Source organism: Paraburkholderia sp. BR10954 (assembly GCF_040965775.1).
Taxonomy (GTDB): domain Bacteria; phylum Pseudomonadota; class Gammaproteobacteria; order Burkholderiales; family Burkholderiaceae; genus Paraburkholderia; species Paraburkholderia youngii.
This window is the reverse complement of sequence record NZ_JBFRCK010000011.1, coordinates 105145-120535: the sequence shown is the minus strand read 5'-3', so window position 1 is coordinate 120535 and position 15391 is coordinate 105145. Positions and strand designations below refer to the sequence as shown.

At 66.1% G+C, this 15391-nt stretch carries 9 protein-coding genes and 1 pseudogene; 5 read left to right on the top strand and 5 right to left on the bottom strand.

The window, feature by feature from the left end:
• The first annotated feature begins 317 nt into the window (after positions 1 to 317).
• The gene (locus AB4Y34_RS17695) at positions 318 to 1772 is read left to right on the top strand and encodes a DEAD/DEAH box helicase (protein ID WP_176380778.1); all 1455 of its coding nucleotides are present in this window, start codon (positions 318 to 320) and stop codon (positions 1770 to 1772) included.
• Between the two features lie 107 nt (positions 1773 to 1879).
• Here AB4Y34_RS17695 and gluQRS read toward each other — a convergent pair whose 3' ends face one another.
• Together gluQRS and AB4Y34_RS17685 are read right to left on the bottom strand one after the other, a co-directional pair.
• On the bottom strand, positions 1880 to 2770 hold the full coding sequence (gene gluQRS / locus AB4Y34_RS17690) for a tRNA glutamyl-Q(34) synthetase GluQRS (protein WP_368716737.1): 891 nt from the start codon (positions 2768 to 2770) through the stop codon (positions 1880 to 1882).
• 52 nt (positions 2771 to 2822) lie between these two features.
• Complete coding sequence (locus AB4Y34_RS17685; protein WP_176380780.1) at positions 2823 to 3686, bottom strand: sulfurtransferase; 864 nt, start codon at positions 3684 to 3686, stop codon at positions 2823 to 2825.
• Positions 3687 to 4001: 315 nt separating this feature from the next.
• Between AB4Y34_RS17685 and dnaE the strand changes: the two genes are divergently transcribed.
• Positions 4002 to 7580, top strand: coding sequence for a DNA polymerase III subunit alpha (gene dnaE, locus AB4Y34_RS17680; protein WP_368716736.1), 3579 nt, complete (start codon positions 4002 to 4004; stop codon positions 7578 to 7580).
• Between the two features lie 58 nt (positions 7581 to 7638).
• On the opposite strand, the pseudogene AB4Y34_RS17675 reads toward dnaE, so the two are convergent.
• A pseudogene (locus AB4Y34_RS17675) lies at positions 7639 to 8400 on the bottom strand (glycosyltransferase family 2 protein).
• Positions 8401 to 8642: 242 nt separating this feature from the next.
• Here AB4Y34_RS17675 and msbA point away from each other — a divergent pair.
• Both msbA and AB4Y34_RS17665 read left to right on the top strand, forming a co-directional pair.
• Positions 8643 to 10436 carry a lipid A export permease/ATP-binding protein MsbA gene (msbA, locus tag AB4Y34_RS17670; protein ID WP_176380783.1) on the top strand — a complete coding sequence of 598 codons (1794 nt, stop codon included), beginning with the start codon at positions 8643 to 8645 and terminating at the stop codon, positions 10434 to 10436.
• Between the two features lie 151 nt (positions 10437 to 10587).
• Positions 10588 to 11640 (top strand): glycosyltransferase family 2 protein, encoded by a 1053-nt coding sequence (locus AB4Y34_RS17665; RefSeq protein ID WP_368716735.1) that lies wholly within the window; start codon positions 10588 to 10590, stop codon positions 11638 to 11640.
• Between the two features lie 49 nt (positions 11641 to 11689).
• On the opposite strand, the gene AB4Y34_RS17660 is transcribed toward AB4Y34_RS17665, so the two are convergent.
• The gene (locus AB4Y34_RS17660) at positions 11690 to 12715 is read right to left on the bottom strand and encodes a glycosyltransferase family 2 protein (protein WP_176380785.1); all 1026 of its coding nucleotides are present in this window, start codon (positions 12713 to 12715) and stop codon (positions 11690 to 11692) included.
• 181 nt (positions 12716 to 12896) lie between these two features.
• Here AB4Y34_RS17660 and AB4Y34_RS17655 point away from each other — a divergent pair, with 181 nt between their 5' ends.
• Positions 12897 to 13991 carry a glycosyltransferase family 4 protein gene (locus AB4Y34_RS17655; protein WP_368716734.1) on the top strand — a complete coding sequence of 365 codons (1095 nt, stop codon included), beginning with the start codon at positions 12897 to 12899 and terminating at the stop codon, positions 13989 to 13991.
• Between the two features lie 45 nt (positions 13992 to 14036).
• Here AB4Y34_RS17655 and AB4Y34_RS17650 read toward each other — a convergent pair whose 3' ends face one another.
• The gene (locus tag AB4Y34_RS17650) at positions 14037 to 15338 is read right to left on the bottom strand and encodes an O-antigen ligase family protein (RefSeq protein ID WP_368716733.1); all 1302 of its coding nucleotides are present in this window, start codon (positions 15336 to 15338) and stop codon (positions 14037 to 14039) included.
• Positions 15339 to 15391 lie beyond the last annotated feature (53 nt).

Sequence of the window (15391 nt, the reverse complement as noted above, 5' to 3'; positions counted from 1 at the left end):
CGCGCGGGACGGCTGACGAACGCCGCGCCGCCCGCCCAGGCGCCCGACTGTCATGCCACTGTCGTCAGTGCGCACTACGCTGCGACCGAAGCAACGGCCGCGAGCGGCCGGCCAGCCGGCCGTCGCGAGCGTTTTTGCTGAAGTGCTACAATGCTGGGCTTTCGGCGGGTGTTTCCGCCAACCGGAGCCGGCCGAATTAACCGAACTCACACGGGTCTCGCGCGGAACGACGTGGCTCCGCCTTCATCCTGATGCCCTCCGCGGCCCCGACCGCTGCCGCGCGCATCGCGCCACGCGCCTTTTTAGCGAAAGCCACCATGTCCGACACAGCCGTCACGCCCAGCACCGAGACTTTTGATCAATTCGGCCTCGCGCCCGACATCCTGAAGGCCATCAAGGAATCGGGCTACACGTCTCCCACGCCGATCCAGGCGAAGGCGATCCCGGTCGTGCTGGCGGGCCGTGACGTGATGGGCGCCGCGCAGACTGGCACCGGCAAGACCGCGAGCTTCTCGCTGCCGATCATCCAGCGTCTGCTGCCGCAAGCCAATACGAGCGCGTCGCCGGCTCGCCATCCGGTGCGCGCGCTGATCCTCACGCCGACCCGCGAACTCGCCGACCAGGTGGCCGCGAACGTGCAGGCCTATGCGAAGCACACGGCGCTGCGCAGCGCGGTCGTGTTCGGCGGCGTCGATATGAATCCGCAGTCCGACCAACTGCGCCGCGGCGTCGAAATCCTGATTGCGACGCCGGGCCGTCTGCTCGATCACGTGCAGCAGAAAACCGCCAACCTGGGCCAGGTGCAGATGCTCGTGCTCGACGAAGCCGACCGCATGCTCGACATGGGCTTCCTGCCCGACCTGCAGCGCATCCTGAACCTGCTGCCGAAAGAGCGCCAAACGCTGCTCTTCTCCGCGACGTTCTCGGGCGAAATCAAGAAGCTCGCCGCGACCTATCTGCGCAACCCGCAGACCATCGAAGTCGCGCGCAGCAATTCGACGGCTACCAATGTCACGCAGGTCGTCTACGAGGTCGCCGAGGGCGACAAGACCGGCGCGGTCGTGCAACTGATCCGCGAGCGCGGCCTGAAGCAGGTGATCGTGTTCTGCAACAGCAAGATCGGCGCGAGCCGGCTCGCGCGCAGCCTCGAACGCGACGGCGTGGTCGCGACCGCGATTCACGGCGACCGCTCGCAAAGCGAGCGCATGCAGGCGCTCGACGCGTTCAAGCGCGGCGAAGTCGAGGCGCTGGTCGCGACCGATGTCGCCGCGCGCGGTCTCGATATCGCCGAACTGCCGGCGGTGATCAACTTCGACCTGCCGTTCAACGCCGAAGACTACGTGCACCGGATCGGCCGGACGGGCCGCGCGGGCGCATCGGGCGACGCGCTGTCGCTGTGCAGCCCGAACGAGCGCAAGCAACTGGCCGACATCGAGAAGCTGATCAAGCGTCCGCTCGACTTGCAGCGCCTGACCGTCGAGGCGCCGGTGCGCCATCATCACGATGATCGTTCGCTGCGCCGTGAGCGCAGTGAATCGCGCGACGAGCGCAGCCGCCGTCGCACGGGCGGCGCATCGGGTTCGTATGACCGTCCGCATCATCATCGCGCGCAACCGATCGACGATTTCTTCCTGAAGCCGTACGAGCCGTCGCCGGCATCGGTGCACAAGCTCGAGGAGACGGCCGCGCCGCAAAAGGCAGCGCCGAAGCGGCAACTGGCCGCGTTGCTCGGTGGCTTCGGAATGCCGAGGAAGACGCCTTCGTCGTCGTAAGACGGGCTGTCGGGTTCGGAGCTCGGGGTTCAACGCCCCGAGGGTAAAGGCGGTGGGGACGCGCGATTCGATGTTCCGGAAAGCGCAGCAAGCTCCCCGCATGCGCATCATCTGGATGCGCGAATGTTCATCCGGTTTGCCCAGGCCGCGGTCGCGGCGCTGTAGAACTGCTCGAGCGTCGCAGGCGGCTCGCTTCCCAGCTCCAGTCCCAGATGCCGTGCCGCCGCGCCTAATGCTTCGAGCGGCTTGTCGCTATCGAGCGCGGTCGCGCCGGTCTGTTTGCTCAGCTTCTCGCCGTGCTCGTTCGTCACGACCGGCACATGCAGATATTCGGGCGTCGCCACGCCCAGACAACGTTGCAGATAAATCTGCCGCGCCGTCGAATCCATCAGATCCGCGCCGCGCACGATGTGCGTAATGCCCGCGTCCGCATCGTCCACCACGACCGCCAGCTGATACGCCCATTGATCGTCCGCGCGGCGCAGCACGAAATCGCCGACCTCGGTCGCGAGGTTTTGCGTTTGCGGACCCTGCCAGCGGTCGTCGAACGTGATCACGGCCGGGTCGCCGTCGGGCACACGCAGGCGCCACGCGCGCGCGGACTTGCCGTGCAGACCGGTGCGGCAGGTGCCGGGGTAGGCGAGCGTCGTGTTGCGCGCGTGCGCGTGCAATAGCGAATCGGCGATTTCCTTGCGCGTGCAGCCGCACGGATAGACGAGACCGGTCGATTTCAACCGCTCCAGCGCCTGCTGATAGTGCGCGATGCGCTGGCTTTGCCAGACCGGCGTTTCGTCGGCGCGCATGCCGAAGCGTTCGAGTGTCGCGAGGATGTCCTCGGCGGCACCGGGCACCGTGCGAGGTCCGTCGATATCTTCGATGCGCACGAGCCACGCGCCGCGCTGCGCGCGCGCGTCGAGCCAGCTTGCGAGCGCGCTGACCAGCGAGCCGAAATGCAGCGGGCCGGTTGGCGACGGTGCGAAGCGTCCGCGATAGATCATGGTGTGAGGAGGTCAGGCGAGGCGCCCGCGCCGCGAGGCACCCCGGCTGTCATTACGCGGCGCACGCAGCCTTGCTGTCCGGATGGCACGCCGGGCAGGTCTTGCCCGCGACGTACATCGGCGATTGCTGTTGCTCGGGCGTGACCACCGCGCGGCAGCCGAAGCATTGCGCGGTCGCGGTCGGTTCGAGTTGCGGATTCAGCGCGGTGCGATAGTCGAACACGAAGCAGTCGCCGTGATAATGCGCGCCGCCCACTTCCTCGAAGTATTTGAGGATGCCGCCTTCGAGCTGGTACACGTTCTCGATGCCGACGTCTTTCATATGGATCGCGGCCTTCTCGCAGCGGATGCCGCCCGTGCAGAACGACACCACCGTCTTGCCTTCGAGATCGGCGCGGTTGTTCTCGATCACCTCGGGGAATTCGCTGAACTTCGTGATGCGATAGTCGAGCGCGTTGTCGAACGTGCCGACGTCGACTTCGAACGCGTTGCGCGTGTCGAGCATCACGACCGGACGGCCTTCGTCGTCGTGACCGCGGTCGAGCCAGGTCTTCAGCGTGGGCGCGTCGACGAACGGTGCGCGGCCGAGCTCGGGGCGGATCGCCGGCTTTTTCATCGTGATGATTTCGCGCTTGAGCTTGACCAGCATGCGAGTGAACGGCTGCTTGTCCGACAGGCTTTCCTTGAACTGCAGATTCGCGAACTTGCCTTCGAACAGCGCGTCGTGGCGGATGTAGTCGATGAACGCGTCGGTGTTCTCGCGGGTGCCGGCGATGAACAGGTTGATGCCTTCCGGCGCGAGCAGGATAGTGCCGCGCAGGCCGAGCGCATGGCAGCGTTCGGTGACGAATGGGCGCCAGGCGGCGGTGTTTTCGATGGTCGCGAATTGATACGCGGCGAGATTGACGATACTCATGTGTGTTCTGCGGTAAAGATGGCCGGCGTGGCGAAGGGCGGCGGGCCGTGCCGCCGCTGTTGCGCCCCCGTATAAGACCCGGGGTTTGGCGCGCGGTTTCGCGCGCGTTGGCCGCGCGTTTGCCGCGCATTTGCCAGTTCAATGGCCAGGCCGAAACAGGCGAAACCTCTATTATCCCTCAACCGGGGATTTTCCCCGGCCTGGCCGAATGGCTAACGGGTTGCGCTAGCGCAAGCAACCCGCTCGCCGACCTCGTCCTGGCCGGATGGCCAACGCGCCGTTCAGACCTGAAATCTGCGGAAGGGTGGGGTTACAATGTCGCCCATGTCAGATCCCCGCTTCGTCCATCTCCGCGTTCACTCCGAATTCTCGATTGCCGACGGCATCGTGCGTCTCGACGACATCGTCGCGGCGGCGGCCAAAGACGGTCAGGGCGCGCTTGCGCTCACCGACCTCGGCAACGCGTTCGGCCTCGTCCGTTTCTACAAGGAAGCGCGTGGCAAAGGGGTCAAACCCATTGCCGGCTGCGACGTCTGGATCACCAATCCAGACGACCGCGACAAGCCTTCCCGCCTGCTGCTGCTGGTCAAGGACCGCCGCGGTTACCTCAACCTTTGCGAATTGCTCAGCAAGGCCTCGCTGACGAACCAGTATCGCGGCCGCGCGGAAATCGAAGCCGGCTGGCTCGAAACCGGTTTGGGCGAAGGGCTGCTCGCGCTGTCGGGCGCGCAGCAGGGCGACATCGGTCTCGCACTCGCGGCGGGCAATGAAGAGGCGGCGCAGCGCAATGCACGGCATTGGGCGAAGGTATTTCCGGGCGGCTTTTATATCGAGCTGCAGCGCTATGGTCAGCCTGGCGGCGAGCAGTACGTGCAGCAGGCGGTCGCGCTCGCGGCATCGCTGAAACTGCCGGTCGTCGCGACGCACCCGATGCAGTTCATGACGCCGGACGACTTCACCGCGCACGAAGCGCGCGTGTGTATTTCCGAAGGCGATATTCTCGCGAATCCGCGCCGCCAGAAGCGCTTCACGTCCGAGCAGTATTTCCGCACGCAACAGGAAATGGCCACGCTGTTCGCGGACATTCCTTCGGCACTCGCGAACACGGTGCAGATCGCCAAGCGCTGTAATCTGAAGCTCGAACTCGGCAAGCCGAAGCTGCCGCTCTTTCCGACGCCCGACGGCATGTCGCTCGACGACTACCTGGTGCAGCTGTCGAAAGAGGGCCTCGAAAAGCGGCTCGAACAGCTGTATCCGGACGAGGCCGAGCGCGACGCGCAACGCCCGACCTACTACCAGCGCCTCGAATTCGAGTGCGGCACGATCATCAAGATGGGCTTTCCGGGCTACTTCCTGATCGTTGCGGACTTCATCAACTGGGCAAAGAACAACGGCGTGCCGGTCGGTCCTGGCCGCGGTTCGGGCGCCGGTTCGCTGGTCGCCTATGCGCTCGGCGTGACCGATCTCGATCCGCTGCGCTACAACCTGCTGTTCGAACGTTTCCTGAATCCGGAGCGGGTGTCGATGCCCGACTTCGATATCGACTTCTGCCAGCACGGCCGCGATCGCGTGATCCAGTACGTGAAGGAAAAGTACGGCGCGAACGCGGTGTCGCAGATCGCGACGTTCGGCACGATGGCGGCAAAGGCGGCCGTGCGCGACATCGGCCGCGTGCTCGATCTCGGCTACATGTTCACGGACGGCGTCGCGAAGCTGATCCCGTTCAAGCCGGGCAAGCACGTGACCATCGCCGACGCGATGAAGGAAGAGCCGCTATTGCAGGAGCGCTTCGACAACGAAGACGAAGTGCACCAGCTGCTCGAACTCGCGCAGCGCGTAGAGGGCTTGACGCGTAACGTCGGTATGCACGCGGGCGGCGTGCTGATCGCGCCCGGCAAGCTGACCGATTTCTGCCCGCTCTATACGCAGGGCGACGACAGCGGCGTCGTCAGCCAGTACGACAAGGACGACGTCGAGGCGGTCGGCCTCGTGAAGTTCGACTTTCTGGGCCTGACCACGCTGACCATTCTGGATTGGGCCGAGCGCTACATCCGCCGCCTCGATCCGTCGAAGCAGGACTGGTCGCTAGGCCAGGTGCCGCTCGACGACCCCGCGTCGTTCTCGATCCTGAAGAAAGCGAACACGGTCGCCGTTTTCCAGCTGGAAAGCCGCGGCATGCAGGGCATGCTGAAGGACGCGCAGCCCGATCGCTTCGAGGACATCATCGCGCTCGTCGCGTTGTACCGCCCGGGTCCGATGGACCTGATCCCGAGCTTCTGCGCGCGTAAGCACGGCCGCGAGGTGGTGGAATATCCGGACCCGCGCGTCGAACCTGTTCTGAAAGAGACCTACGGCATCATGGTCTACCAGGAGCAGGTGATGCAGATGGCGCAGATCATCGGCGGCTACTCGCTGGGCGGCGCCGACCTGCTGCGTCGCGCGATGGGTAAGAAAAAGCCCGAGGAGATGGCCCAGCACCGCGAGATTTTCGCGGAAGGCGCGGCCAGGAACGGCCTCACGCGCGAGAAGTCCGACGAAATCTTCGACCTGATGGAGAAGTTCGCGGGCTACGGCTTCAACAAGTCGCACGCGGCTGCGTATGCGCTGCTCGCCTACTACACCGCGTGGCTGAAGGCGCACCATCCGGCCGAATTCATGGCGGCCAACATGTCGCTCGCGATGGACGACACGGACAAGGTCAAGATCCTGTTCGAAGACTGCCTCGCGAACAAGATGGTCGTGTTGCCGCCGGACGTGAACCTGTCGGCGTATCGCTTCGAGCCGGTCGCCGAAGCCGACGGCAAGCGCTCGCGCACGATCCGTTATGGTCTCGGCGCAATCAAGGGCAGCGGCCAGAACGCGATCGAAGAAATCCTGCGCGCGCGCGAGGACGGCCGCTTCATCGACATCTTCGATTTCTGCAATCGCGTCGACCGGCGCATCGTCAATCGACGCACGATCGAAGCGCTGATTCGCGCAGGCGCGTTCGACACGCTGCATGCGAACCGCGCGCAGCTGATCGCATCGGTGTCGCTCGCGATGGAAGCGGCCGAGCAGGCGGCGGCCAATGCGCTGCAGGCGGGTCTGTTCGACATGGGCGACGCGCCGTCGCAAGGCCACGAACTCGTCGACGAACCCGAGTGGCCGGAAAAGCGCAAGCTGCAGGAAGAAAAGGCCGCGCTCGGTTTCTACCTGTCGGGCCATCTGTTCGATGCATACAAGGACGAAGTGCGCCGGTTCGTGCGCCAGAAGATCGGCGAGCTGAAGGAAGGGCGCGACAAGCTGGTTGCGGGCGTGATCGTGTCGCTGCGCACGCAGATGACCCAGCGCGGCAAGATGCTGATCGCGCTGCTCGACGACGGCACCGGTCAGTGCGAAGTGACGGTCTTCAACGAGGTCTTCGAAGAACACAAGCAGCTGTTCAAGGAAGACGAGCTGCTGATCGTGCAGGGCCAGGCGCGTAACGACGCGTTCACGGGCGGCATCCGCTTCACCGTCGAAACGGTGATGGATCTCGGCCGCGCGCGCTGCCGCTACGCGGACTCGCTGAAGGTGCAGATGAACGGCAACGCTAACGCGCAGGCATTGCGCCGGGTGCTCGAAGCGCACACCGCCGGCAAGGAAGAGCCGGCCGGGGCAGCCGCGTCGGCGGCCGCCACTCGTGGCAACGGCGGTGGCAACGGCGGCGGGCGTGGCGGCTTCGGCGGCGATGGCGGTCGTCAGCGTCAGGCGGTGCAGATTCCGAATGGACTCGCGGTGCAGGTGGTTTATCGCAGCGAGCATGCGCAAGGCGAAATGCGTCTGGGCGACGCGTGGCGCGTGAAGCCGACCGACGAACTGCTCGCCGCGCTGCGCGGCGAGTTTGCGGGAAGCTCGATCGAGATCGTGTATTGAGCGAGGTCGGCGGTGTGGATCGGCCGGTGCCGCGTGTATCGGCTAATCTGAGCTCAGCTTATCGCCCGCCCGTTTTTTCCAGCCGCGCCAGCTTCAGAAACCGGTAGTACACCGTCTCCGCATTGAACAGCGCGATCATCAGCCCGGCGCGGCCGTCCAGAAAGCCGCGCCGCAGCAGATAAGTCCGCACGAACGCCCACAGGCCGCGCCCGAGCGCGAGGCGAATGCTGCCCTTCTGCCCGGCCTCGTAGCGCTGCCGCGCGCCGGCCGTCGAATACGCGTCGAGCTTGCGCAGCACGCCCTCGTAGTCCTAGTACGAGTAGTGCATCAGCTTGCCGGTCAGGCGTTGCGCGGGCGTGTCGAACACGAGGCGCTCGTGCACGAGATCGTCGGAGAAACGCGCGGTGCCGCGTTTGAAAAGGCGCGGAATCCAGTCCGGGTACCAGCCGCTGTGATGGACCCATTGGCCGCAGAAGCTCGACAGACGGTCGACCGCGTAGACGTCGGCGGCGGGCGCGGCGAGCGCCGCGCGAATCGATGCGGCAAGTTCCGGCGTGACGATTTCGTCGGCGTCGAGCGACAGTACCCAGCTGGTGGTCAGTGCATCGACCGCACGGTTCTTTTGCGGGCCGAAGCCCGGCCAGTCCGTTTGCTCGATGACACGCGCGCCGTGCGCGCGGGCGATGTCGGCGGTGCCGTCGGTGCTGCCGCCGTCGATCACGACGATCTGATCGGCGAAGGCCACGGCCTGCAGGCATTCGGCGAGCCGCGCCGCCGCGTTACGGGTGATGATGGCAACGCCAAGAGTGGTTTCCTGCATACCTGAGTTGCGTGGAGGAGAAGTGATGGAGCGGGCCCCGCGACCCGGCAATCGAGCAGCGAGTATACACAGCCCATCCGGTCCGACACCACAGCGCGTATCCCCCAGATGTTGCGCGCATGCCGTCGCGCGCCGAGCGCCGGCCGTCATCTGCAACCGATTACAATGCTCTTTTTTGATATTCCACGCGGCCATCCAACCCTGCGCCGCGTGCTCGCCGTTCCGCATTTCCAGAGGATTCCTTGAGCGCGAAGCCAACGTTAAGCAAACCCATGGGTTCAGGCGATGCGTCGTCGCCGGCCGTCGTCCTGCGGCGCCTGTGGCCATTCATCAAGCCGCTGCTGTGGGTCGTGCTCGGCGCGATTGTCGCGATGGCAGTGAGCGCCGGCACCGACGCCGCCATTCCCGCGCTGCTCAAGCCACTGCTCGACAAGGGCTTCGGCTCGCACGCGGTCGACAAGACCAAGTGGCTCGTGCCGATCGCGGTGATCGGCCTCGCGCTGATTCGCGGCGTGTCGCAGTATGCGTCCGGCTATCTGCTCGCGTACGTGTCGAACAAGATCCTGCTCGAGCTGCGTCTGAAGATGTTCGACCGCATGATCCACACGAGCGTCGCGTTCTTCCAGCGCGAAACCGCGAGCACGGTCATCAACGCGATCGTCTTCGAGGTCAACCAGATTCTGAACGTGCTGCTGAGCGTGATGGTCACGCTCGTGCGCGACTCGCTGACGGTGATCTTCCTGCTTGGCTATCTGTTCTATCTGAACTGGCGCCTGACGTTGATCGTCGCGGTGCTGCTGCCGGGCATCGGCTGGCTGGTCGGCAAGATCAATCGCCGGCTGCGGCGCCTGAACCGCGAGCATCAGCTGCTCACCAACGAGCTGTCGTACATCGTCGAGGAGACGGTGGGCGGCTACAAGGTCGTCAAGGTGCATAACGGCGAGCAGTACGAGATGGACCGCTTCAACTCGATGAGCCGGCGCCTGCGCGGCTACGCGATGCGCATGACGGTATCCGGCGGCCTCGCGCAGCCGTTGACGCAGTTCCTCGCGTCGATCGCGCTCGCGGTCGTGATCACGATCGCGGTGGTGCAGTCGTCATCGGATCAAACGACGGTCGGCGGCTTCGTCGCGTTCGTCACGTCGATGCTGCTGATCATCTCGCCGCTCAAGCATCTGATGGACGTGAACCAGCCGTTGCAGCGAGGTATGACCGCGGCCGAGCTGATCTTCGGTCTGATCGACGAGCCGGCCGAGCCGAAGGGCGGCGGCAAACCGCTCGCCCGCGCGCGCGGCGAGGTCGAGTTCCGCGACGTGTCGTTCACCTACGGCGCCAGCTCCACGCACAACCGTCACACGCTCGACCAGGTGTCGTTCAAGGTCGCCCCGGGCGAGATGGTCGCGCTTGCAGGTCCGTCGGGCAGCGGCAAGACCACACTCGTGAACCTGCTGCCGCGCTTCTTCGATCCGACCGGCGGCGCGATCCTGGTCGACGGCGTCGCGCTGCCCGAGTACGACCTGCACGCGCTGCGCAGCCAGATCGCGATGGTGAGCCAGGACGTCGTGCTGTTCAACGACACCATCGCGCACAACGTCGCGTACGGTCAGGAGGTCGATGCGGAGAAGGTCAAGGCGGCGTTGCGTGCGGCGAACCTGTGGGACACCGTGCAGGCGATGCCGCAGGGCATCGAGACGCTCGTCGGCGACAACGGCATGATGCTGTCGGGCGGCCAGCGCCAGCGTCTCGCGATCGCGCGCGCGATCTACAAGGACGCGCCGATCCTGATTCTCGACGAAGCGACGTCGGCGCTCGATTCCGAGTCCGAGCGCCACGTGCAGGCGGCGCTCGAAACGCTGATGAAGGGCCGCACGACGCTCGTGATCGCGCACCGGCTGTCGACCATCGAGCGCGCCGACCGCATCCTCGTGATGGAAGCGGGGCGGATCGTCGAGCGTGGCAGCCATCGCGAGCTGCTCGAGCACGACGGCTTGTACGCGCATCTGCATCGCATCCAGTTCCAGCAAAGCCCGGTTTGATCCGGCACATTGCGGCCCCCAGCCGCTGATTCTCCTACCCGGCCCATTGTCTGGGCCGGTGTTGTGTTTAAGTCTCAATTTATTGCGCTTTTTCGGCGCTCATCGCATGCTGGCGGGCAATCACGGCCCGCCTGGCGGAAATCGACTGCCTATGTTTGACGACGATCCGAGCAAGCCGCTCGTCTCCATCGCGCTCGCGACGTACAACGGCCGCACTTATCTGCCCGAGCTGCTGGCTTCGCTCGAAGCGCAGAGCTGGCCGCATCTCGAAGTCGTGGTATCCGACGACGCATCCTGCGACGGCACCCGCGAACTGCTCGCGTCGTATACGGGACGCGTGCCGGTGCGGCTCGTCGGTGATGGCACGCGGGCGGGCATCGTCGGCAATTTCGAGCGGGCGCTCGCCGGCTGCCGCGGCGACTACATCGCGCTTGCCGACCAGGACGACGTCTGGGCGCCCGAGAAAGTCGCCGATCTGATGCGGGAAGTGCGGCGCGCGGAAAGCGCGGGCGACGGCGCCGCCACGCCCGCGCTCGCGTTCTGCGACATCGAGCTCGTCGACTCGACGCTGTGCCGTCTGTCGCGCTCGCTGTTCGATATCACCGCGAAGTCGCGCTGCGCGACGCGCTTGCGCGATTTTCTGCTGAGCAACCATGTGCCCGGCTGCGCGATGCTCGTCAACCGCGCGGCGCTCGATCGCGCACTGCCGTTCCCGCCCGGCATCGTGATGCACGACTGGTGGCTCGCGATGGTGGTTGCGTCGTTCGGCGAGATTCGCCACGTCGCGGCGCCGCATCTGAAGTATCGGCAGCATGACGGCAACGCGGTCGGCGCGAGCGCGACCAACGAGCGCGGCGCGGCGCGCGACGAATGCGGTGCCGAGGCGGCACGGCGGCGCGGCGCGAGCCGGCGGCGGCAGATCGAAGCCATCGCGGATCAGGTGCGGGTGTTCACGCGCCGCTTCGGCGCCGAGCTGCCCGTCGATGCGCGTCACGACATCAACGCGTTTTCGCGTGGTGTCGCGAGCTGGCGCGGCGCGTTCGAGTTCGTGATGATCAGTCACACCGGCGAGACCTTCGTGCGCTCGGTGAAGATGCTGCGGCGCTTGCGCGCGAGTGTGCTGAGCTTCGGCGTCGAAGTGCGAAGGCCGAGTCTCGCGCGACGCTTGCGGCAGCGGCGGGGCGCGTCGCGCGGAGTTTCGTGAGCCGCGGTCGCGTCGAGTCGCAAAGCGCGGTCAGACCTTACCGTCGTCTTCAGGCCTTTCCGCCCCGCACGAGCCGCTTGAGCCAGATGCCCGGTGCATAGACCACCGGGCAACTCGCATACAGAAACATCCGAATCCGCAGCCCGAGCTTCACGCCGGCGCTGCGCGTCACGAGGCCGATGCGTTCGCCCAGGCTGCGCGCTTCGAACATCGCGTGGATGAACTGCTCGCGCGCGAGCTTCGGCGCCATCGCCGCGCGCATGCGTTCGCCGACGCCGGCGATCTGCGCGTCGCGCTGCAGCTGCGCAAGTTCCGCGAGTCCGTAGCGATTGCTCTGCCGCATCCGCGCGATCAGCTCGTCGACCGACTGGTAGCGACGCTTGCGTGAGAGTCCGCCGCGCCGGTAGCGCACCAGCGGCTCGCGCAGACTGATCGCGCCGCCCGACAGGATCGCGCGCAGCACCATGATCTGATCCTCGGCCGCGGCGCCCGGCAGCATCGGCCCGAAGCGCTCGATCAGGCGTCGCGACCACGTATGCGCGGCGCCGATCAGCCACGGACGCTCGACGAGCCAGTCGTCGAAGCTGCGATAGCGGTCGAGCTCGGTCGGGCTCACGCGCTCGTGCACGTGACCCGTTTCGTCCATGTCGGCGAGATCGGTCGCGATCAGGTCGGGGCGGCGCCCATGCGCGAGCCAGCAGTCGACGACGCGCTCGCAGCGCTCGGGCGCCGACATGTCGTCGCCGGCTGCGACGAACAGCAACTCGCCCTGCGCCAACTGCGCGAGTTGCGACAGGTGCGCGCTGATGCCCTGGTTCACCATATTGCGCCGCGCGATCACGCGATGCGGCCCGCTGTAGCCGGCGAGTGCCGCTTCGATCGCGGCGTAGGTCGCGTCACGGGACGCGTCGTCGGAGACGATGATTTCGAGCGGCTCGTAGGTTTGCGCGAGCGCGCTGCGCACGGCGTCGCCGATCTGCTCTGCCTGGTTGTAGGCGATCACGAGCATCGAGACGAGGGGGCGGGCGGTGTCGGCGGTTGCAGGGGGTGCGAGGTGCGCCAGGCTATCGGTCATGGAGTCGGGGAGAAAGCGATTGGCCTAGATTCTAGCCGCTGACGGCCGCGCCGCGCGACGCGCACGGCAAACCCGAGCACCGCGAGCTGAACCCGGCGAAATCCATCCTTTACAATTGCCGCTGCCCCGAAACTGCGCACCCAAGGACTCGTCCGCGCGTGCGCCTCACCGAGACCGATCCTTGTCAGAGCCGACCCTCGACCCGAACCAGCGGCCCCTCACCGACATCGCGCTGACCGCCCAGGCGCTGAAGAACAGCGGCGGCGCCGAGCGCTACACGCGCGACGTGATCGCCGGCCTGCATCGGCTCGGTCTGCGCCCGACGCTGTTCGCGCGCGAGATCGACGAGGCGCTTGCCGAGGCCGCGTGGATCGATGCCCAACCGCTCAACGTGCGCTGGGCGCCGCGCAAGCTGCGCAACCTCGCGTTCGACTGGCGTCTGAAGCAGCGTTTGAAGCGGCATCGTCCGGCGTGCGTGTTCTCGATCAATCACTCGACGCATGCCGACGTCGCATTGTGCGGCGGAACGCATCCGGGTTCGCTCGAAGCCGCGGGCCGCACCGCGCGCCGCAGCGACGAATGGCAAATCGAGCTCGAGCGGCGCGTCTACACGCGGGCGCGCGCGATCGTCGCGCATTCGCAATTGATGAGCCGCGAGTTGCAGCGTTTCTATCACGTGCCGGCAGCGCGCATCGACGTGCTCTATCCGCCCGTAGACACCGCCCGCTTCAAGCCGCTCGACGCCGCCGCGCGCGCGGCCGTGCGCCGCCAGCTCGGCGTGCCCGACGATCGCGTGATGTTCGTGTTCTCGTCGACGAGTCACGAGCGCAAGGGCTATCCGTTGCTCGAAGCGTTTTTCTCGGGCACGACGCTGCCGGTCTGTCTCGTCGTCGCGGGCCGGCCGGTGCCCAAAACTGGCGACACAATTCGTTACGCGGGTTACAGCAAAGAGATCGAAAAGCTGTTCGCGGCCGCCGATTTCACGGTCGTCGCGTCGGCGTACGAGCCGTTCGGGCTCGTCGGTGTCGAGTCGGTGATGTGCGGCACGCCGCTCGTGATCGCCGACAACGTCGGCTCGGCGGAGACCGTGACCGGCGCCGCGAAGATCGAGTTTTCGCGGCAGTCCGAGGGCAGTTTCGAGCGCGCGATCGGGCAGGCGGTCGAACGCGTGAAGAGCGGCGCAGCGCGCATCGCGGCACCGCGCGACAGCCTCGTGTACGACCCGAGCGTCGACGCGCACGTCGCGGCGCTTTACGAGGTGTTCACGCGAGGATGAGGGCGGCGCTCCGCGCTCGGGCAGCCGCTTCTCGTCGAATCGGAATCAATCGCGCGGCTGCGTCTCGCGCACGAGCGCGGCTGGCGTCGGCGCGGCCGGCGCTTCGCTGCGCAGCTCGCGCTTGCGGGCATCGATCATCGCCAGCAGTGTCGCTACCAGCAGCGCGAGCAGTACCGTCACCATGACCGGCACCAGCACGTCGATCGTGAGCCCGAAGATCACCGTGCTCGACGCGACCGCCAGACCGGAATACGACGCGGCGCGAATCGCCGGGTCGCTCGCATGCCGGTGTCGCCAGAAATACACCGTCATGCCGTAGTAGAACAGCAGCAGGCAGATCACGCCGACCGCGCCCATCTCGGCCAGTGTCGAGAAGAAGTCGCTATGCGCGCGTTCGTTGACGATCTCGGCCTTCACCTCGCCGCGCTTGGCCATCGCGCCGAGTTCGTTGACCAGATGGCCCTTGCCGACGCCCCACAGCGGATGCCGTTCGACGATCATCCGCGATGCGTCCCACAGTTGCAGGCGCAGACCGGTGGCCGTGAAGTCTTCACCCTTGTGCATCATCGATACATCGTTCGGCACTTCGGCGAAGCGCTTCTGGACCCGTTCGGTCGACAACAGCCCCCCCGCGCCGATAACGATCACGAGCGTCGCGACCAGCAGGCGCTTTTTCCGCGTGAACCAGTGGTACTGCATGCCGAGCAGCACGACGAACACCGGCACCGCGAGCCAGCCGCCGCGCGAGCCCGACAGAAACGACGCATAGCCGCCCGACACCAGCGCGAGCACGCGCGGCACGAGCACGCGCCAGTCGCGCGGATTGTCCCAGCCGAGCGTGAATACCGACAGGAACGCGAGCAGCAGCGCGGTATCGCCGAACGGTATCGCGTTCGTGTACGAGTTGTTCAGACGGTTCGCATCGGTCCAGCCGCCGGGCGGCTGATTGATGATCGCCCATGCGCCGACCGCGAGCGCGCCTGCCGCACAGCCCCAGCCGATCATGCGCAGATTGCGCGACGGCAATTGGCGCAGCAGCAGGAACACCAGTAGCGCGAACACGAAGCGCGCGACCGAGTCGAGTTCGCGTGGCAGCCAGTAGCCGAGCGCCAGCTGCTGCGCGCCGATCCCGACGACGAACGCGAGCATGCCGATCGTGAACCAGCGATAGGTGCGCAACGCGGAGAAATAGCCCGGCATGCGCCGGTTGACGATGGCCGCGCCGAGCGCGAGCGCGACGAGTACGAAAAAGCAGTAGCCGGTGCCGCCGCGCCACATCAGATTGACCGCGGGCGCGAGAAACAGCAGGGCCGACGTGAGCCAGACCAGACTGGAAGCAAAAATCATAGGTCTACGTTATCGATGAGCACACTACCGTTCCGGTGGTGAAATTGCAGGGG

Excerpts from the sequence above, each read along its gene's own strand:
- dnaE (WP_368716736.1), top strand. The coding sequence starts at position 4,002 with ATGTCGCCCATGTCAGATCCCCGCTTCGTCCATCTCCGCGTTCACTCC.
- AB4Y34_RS17685 (WP_176380780.1), bottom strand. The coding sequence starts at position 3,686 with ATGAGTATCGTCAATCTCGCCGCGTATCAATTCGCGACCATCGAAAAC.
- gluQRS (WP_368716737.1), bottom strand. The coding sequence starts at position 2,770 with ATGATCTATCGCGGACGCTTCGCACCGTCGCCAACCGGCCCGCTGCAT.
- AB4Y34_RS17650 (WP_368716733.1), bottom strand. The coding sequence starts at position 15,338 with ATGATTTTTGCTTCCAGTCTGGTCTGGCTCACGTCGGCCCTGCTGTTT.
- AB4Y34_RS17695 (WP_176380778.1), top strand. The coding sequence starts at position 318 with ATGTCCGACACAGCCGTCACGCCCAGCACCGAGACTTTTGATCAATTC.
- AB4Y34_RS17660 (WP_176380785.1), bottom strand. The coding sequence starts at position 12,715 with ATGACCGATAGCCTGGCGCACCTCGCACCCCCTGCAACCGCCGACACC.
- AB4Y34_RS17665 (WP_368716735.1), top strand. The coding sequence starts at position 10,588 with ATGTTTGACGACGATCCGAGCAAGCCGCTCGTCTCCATCGCGCTCGCG.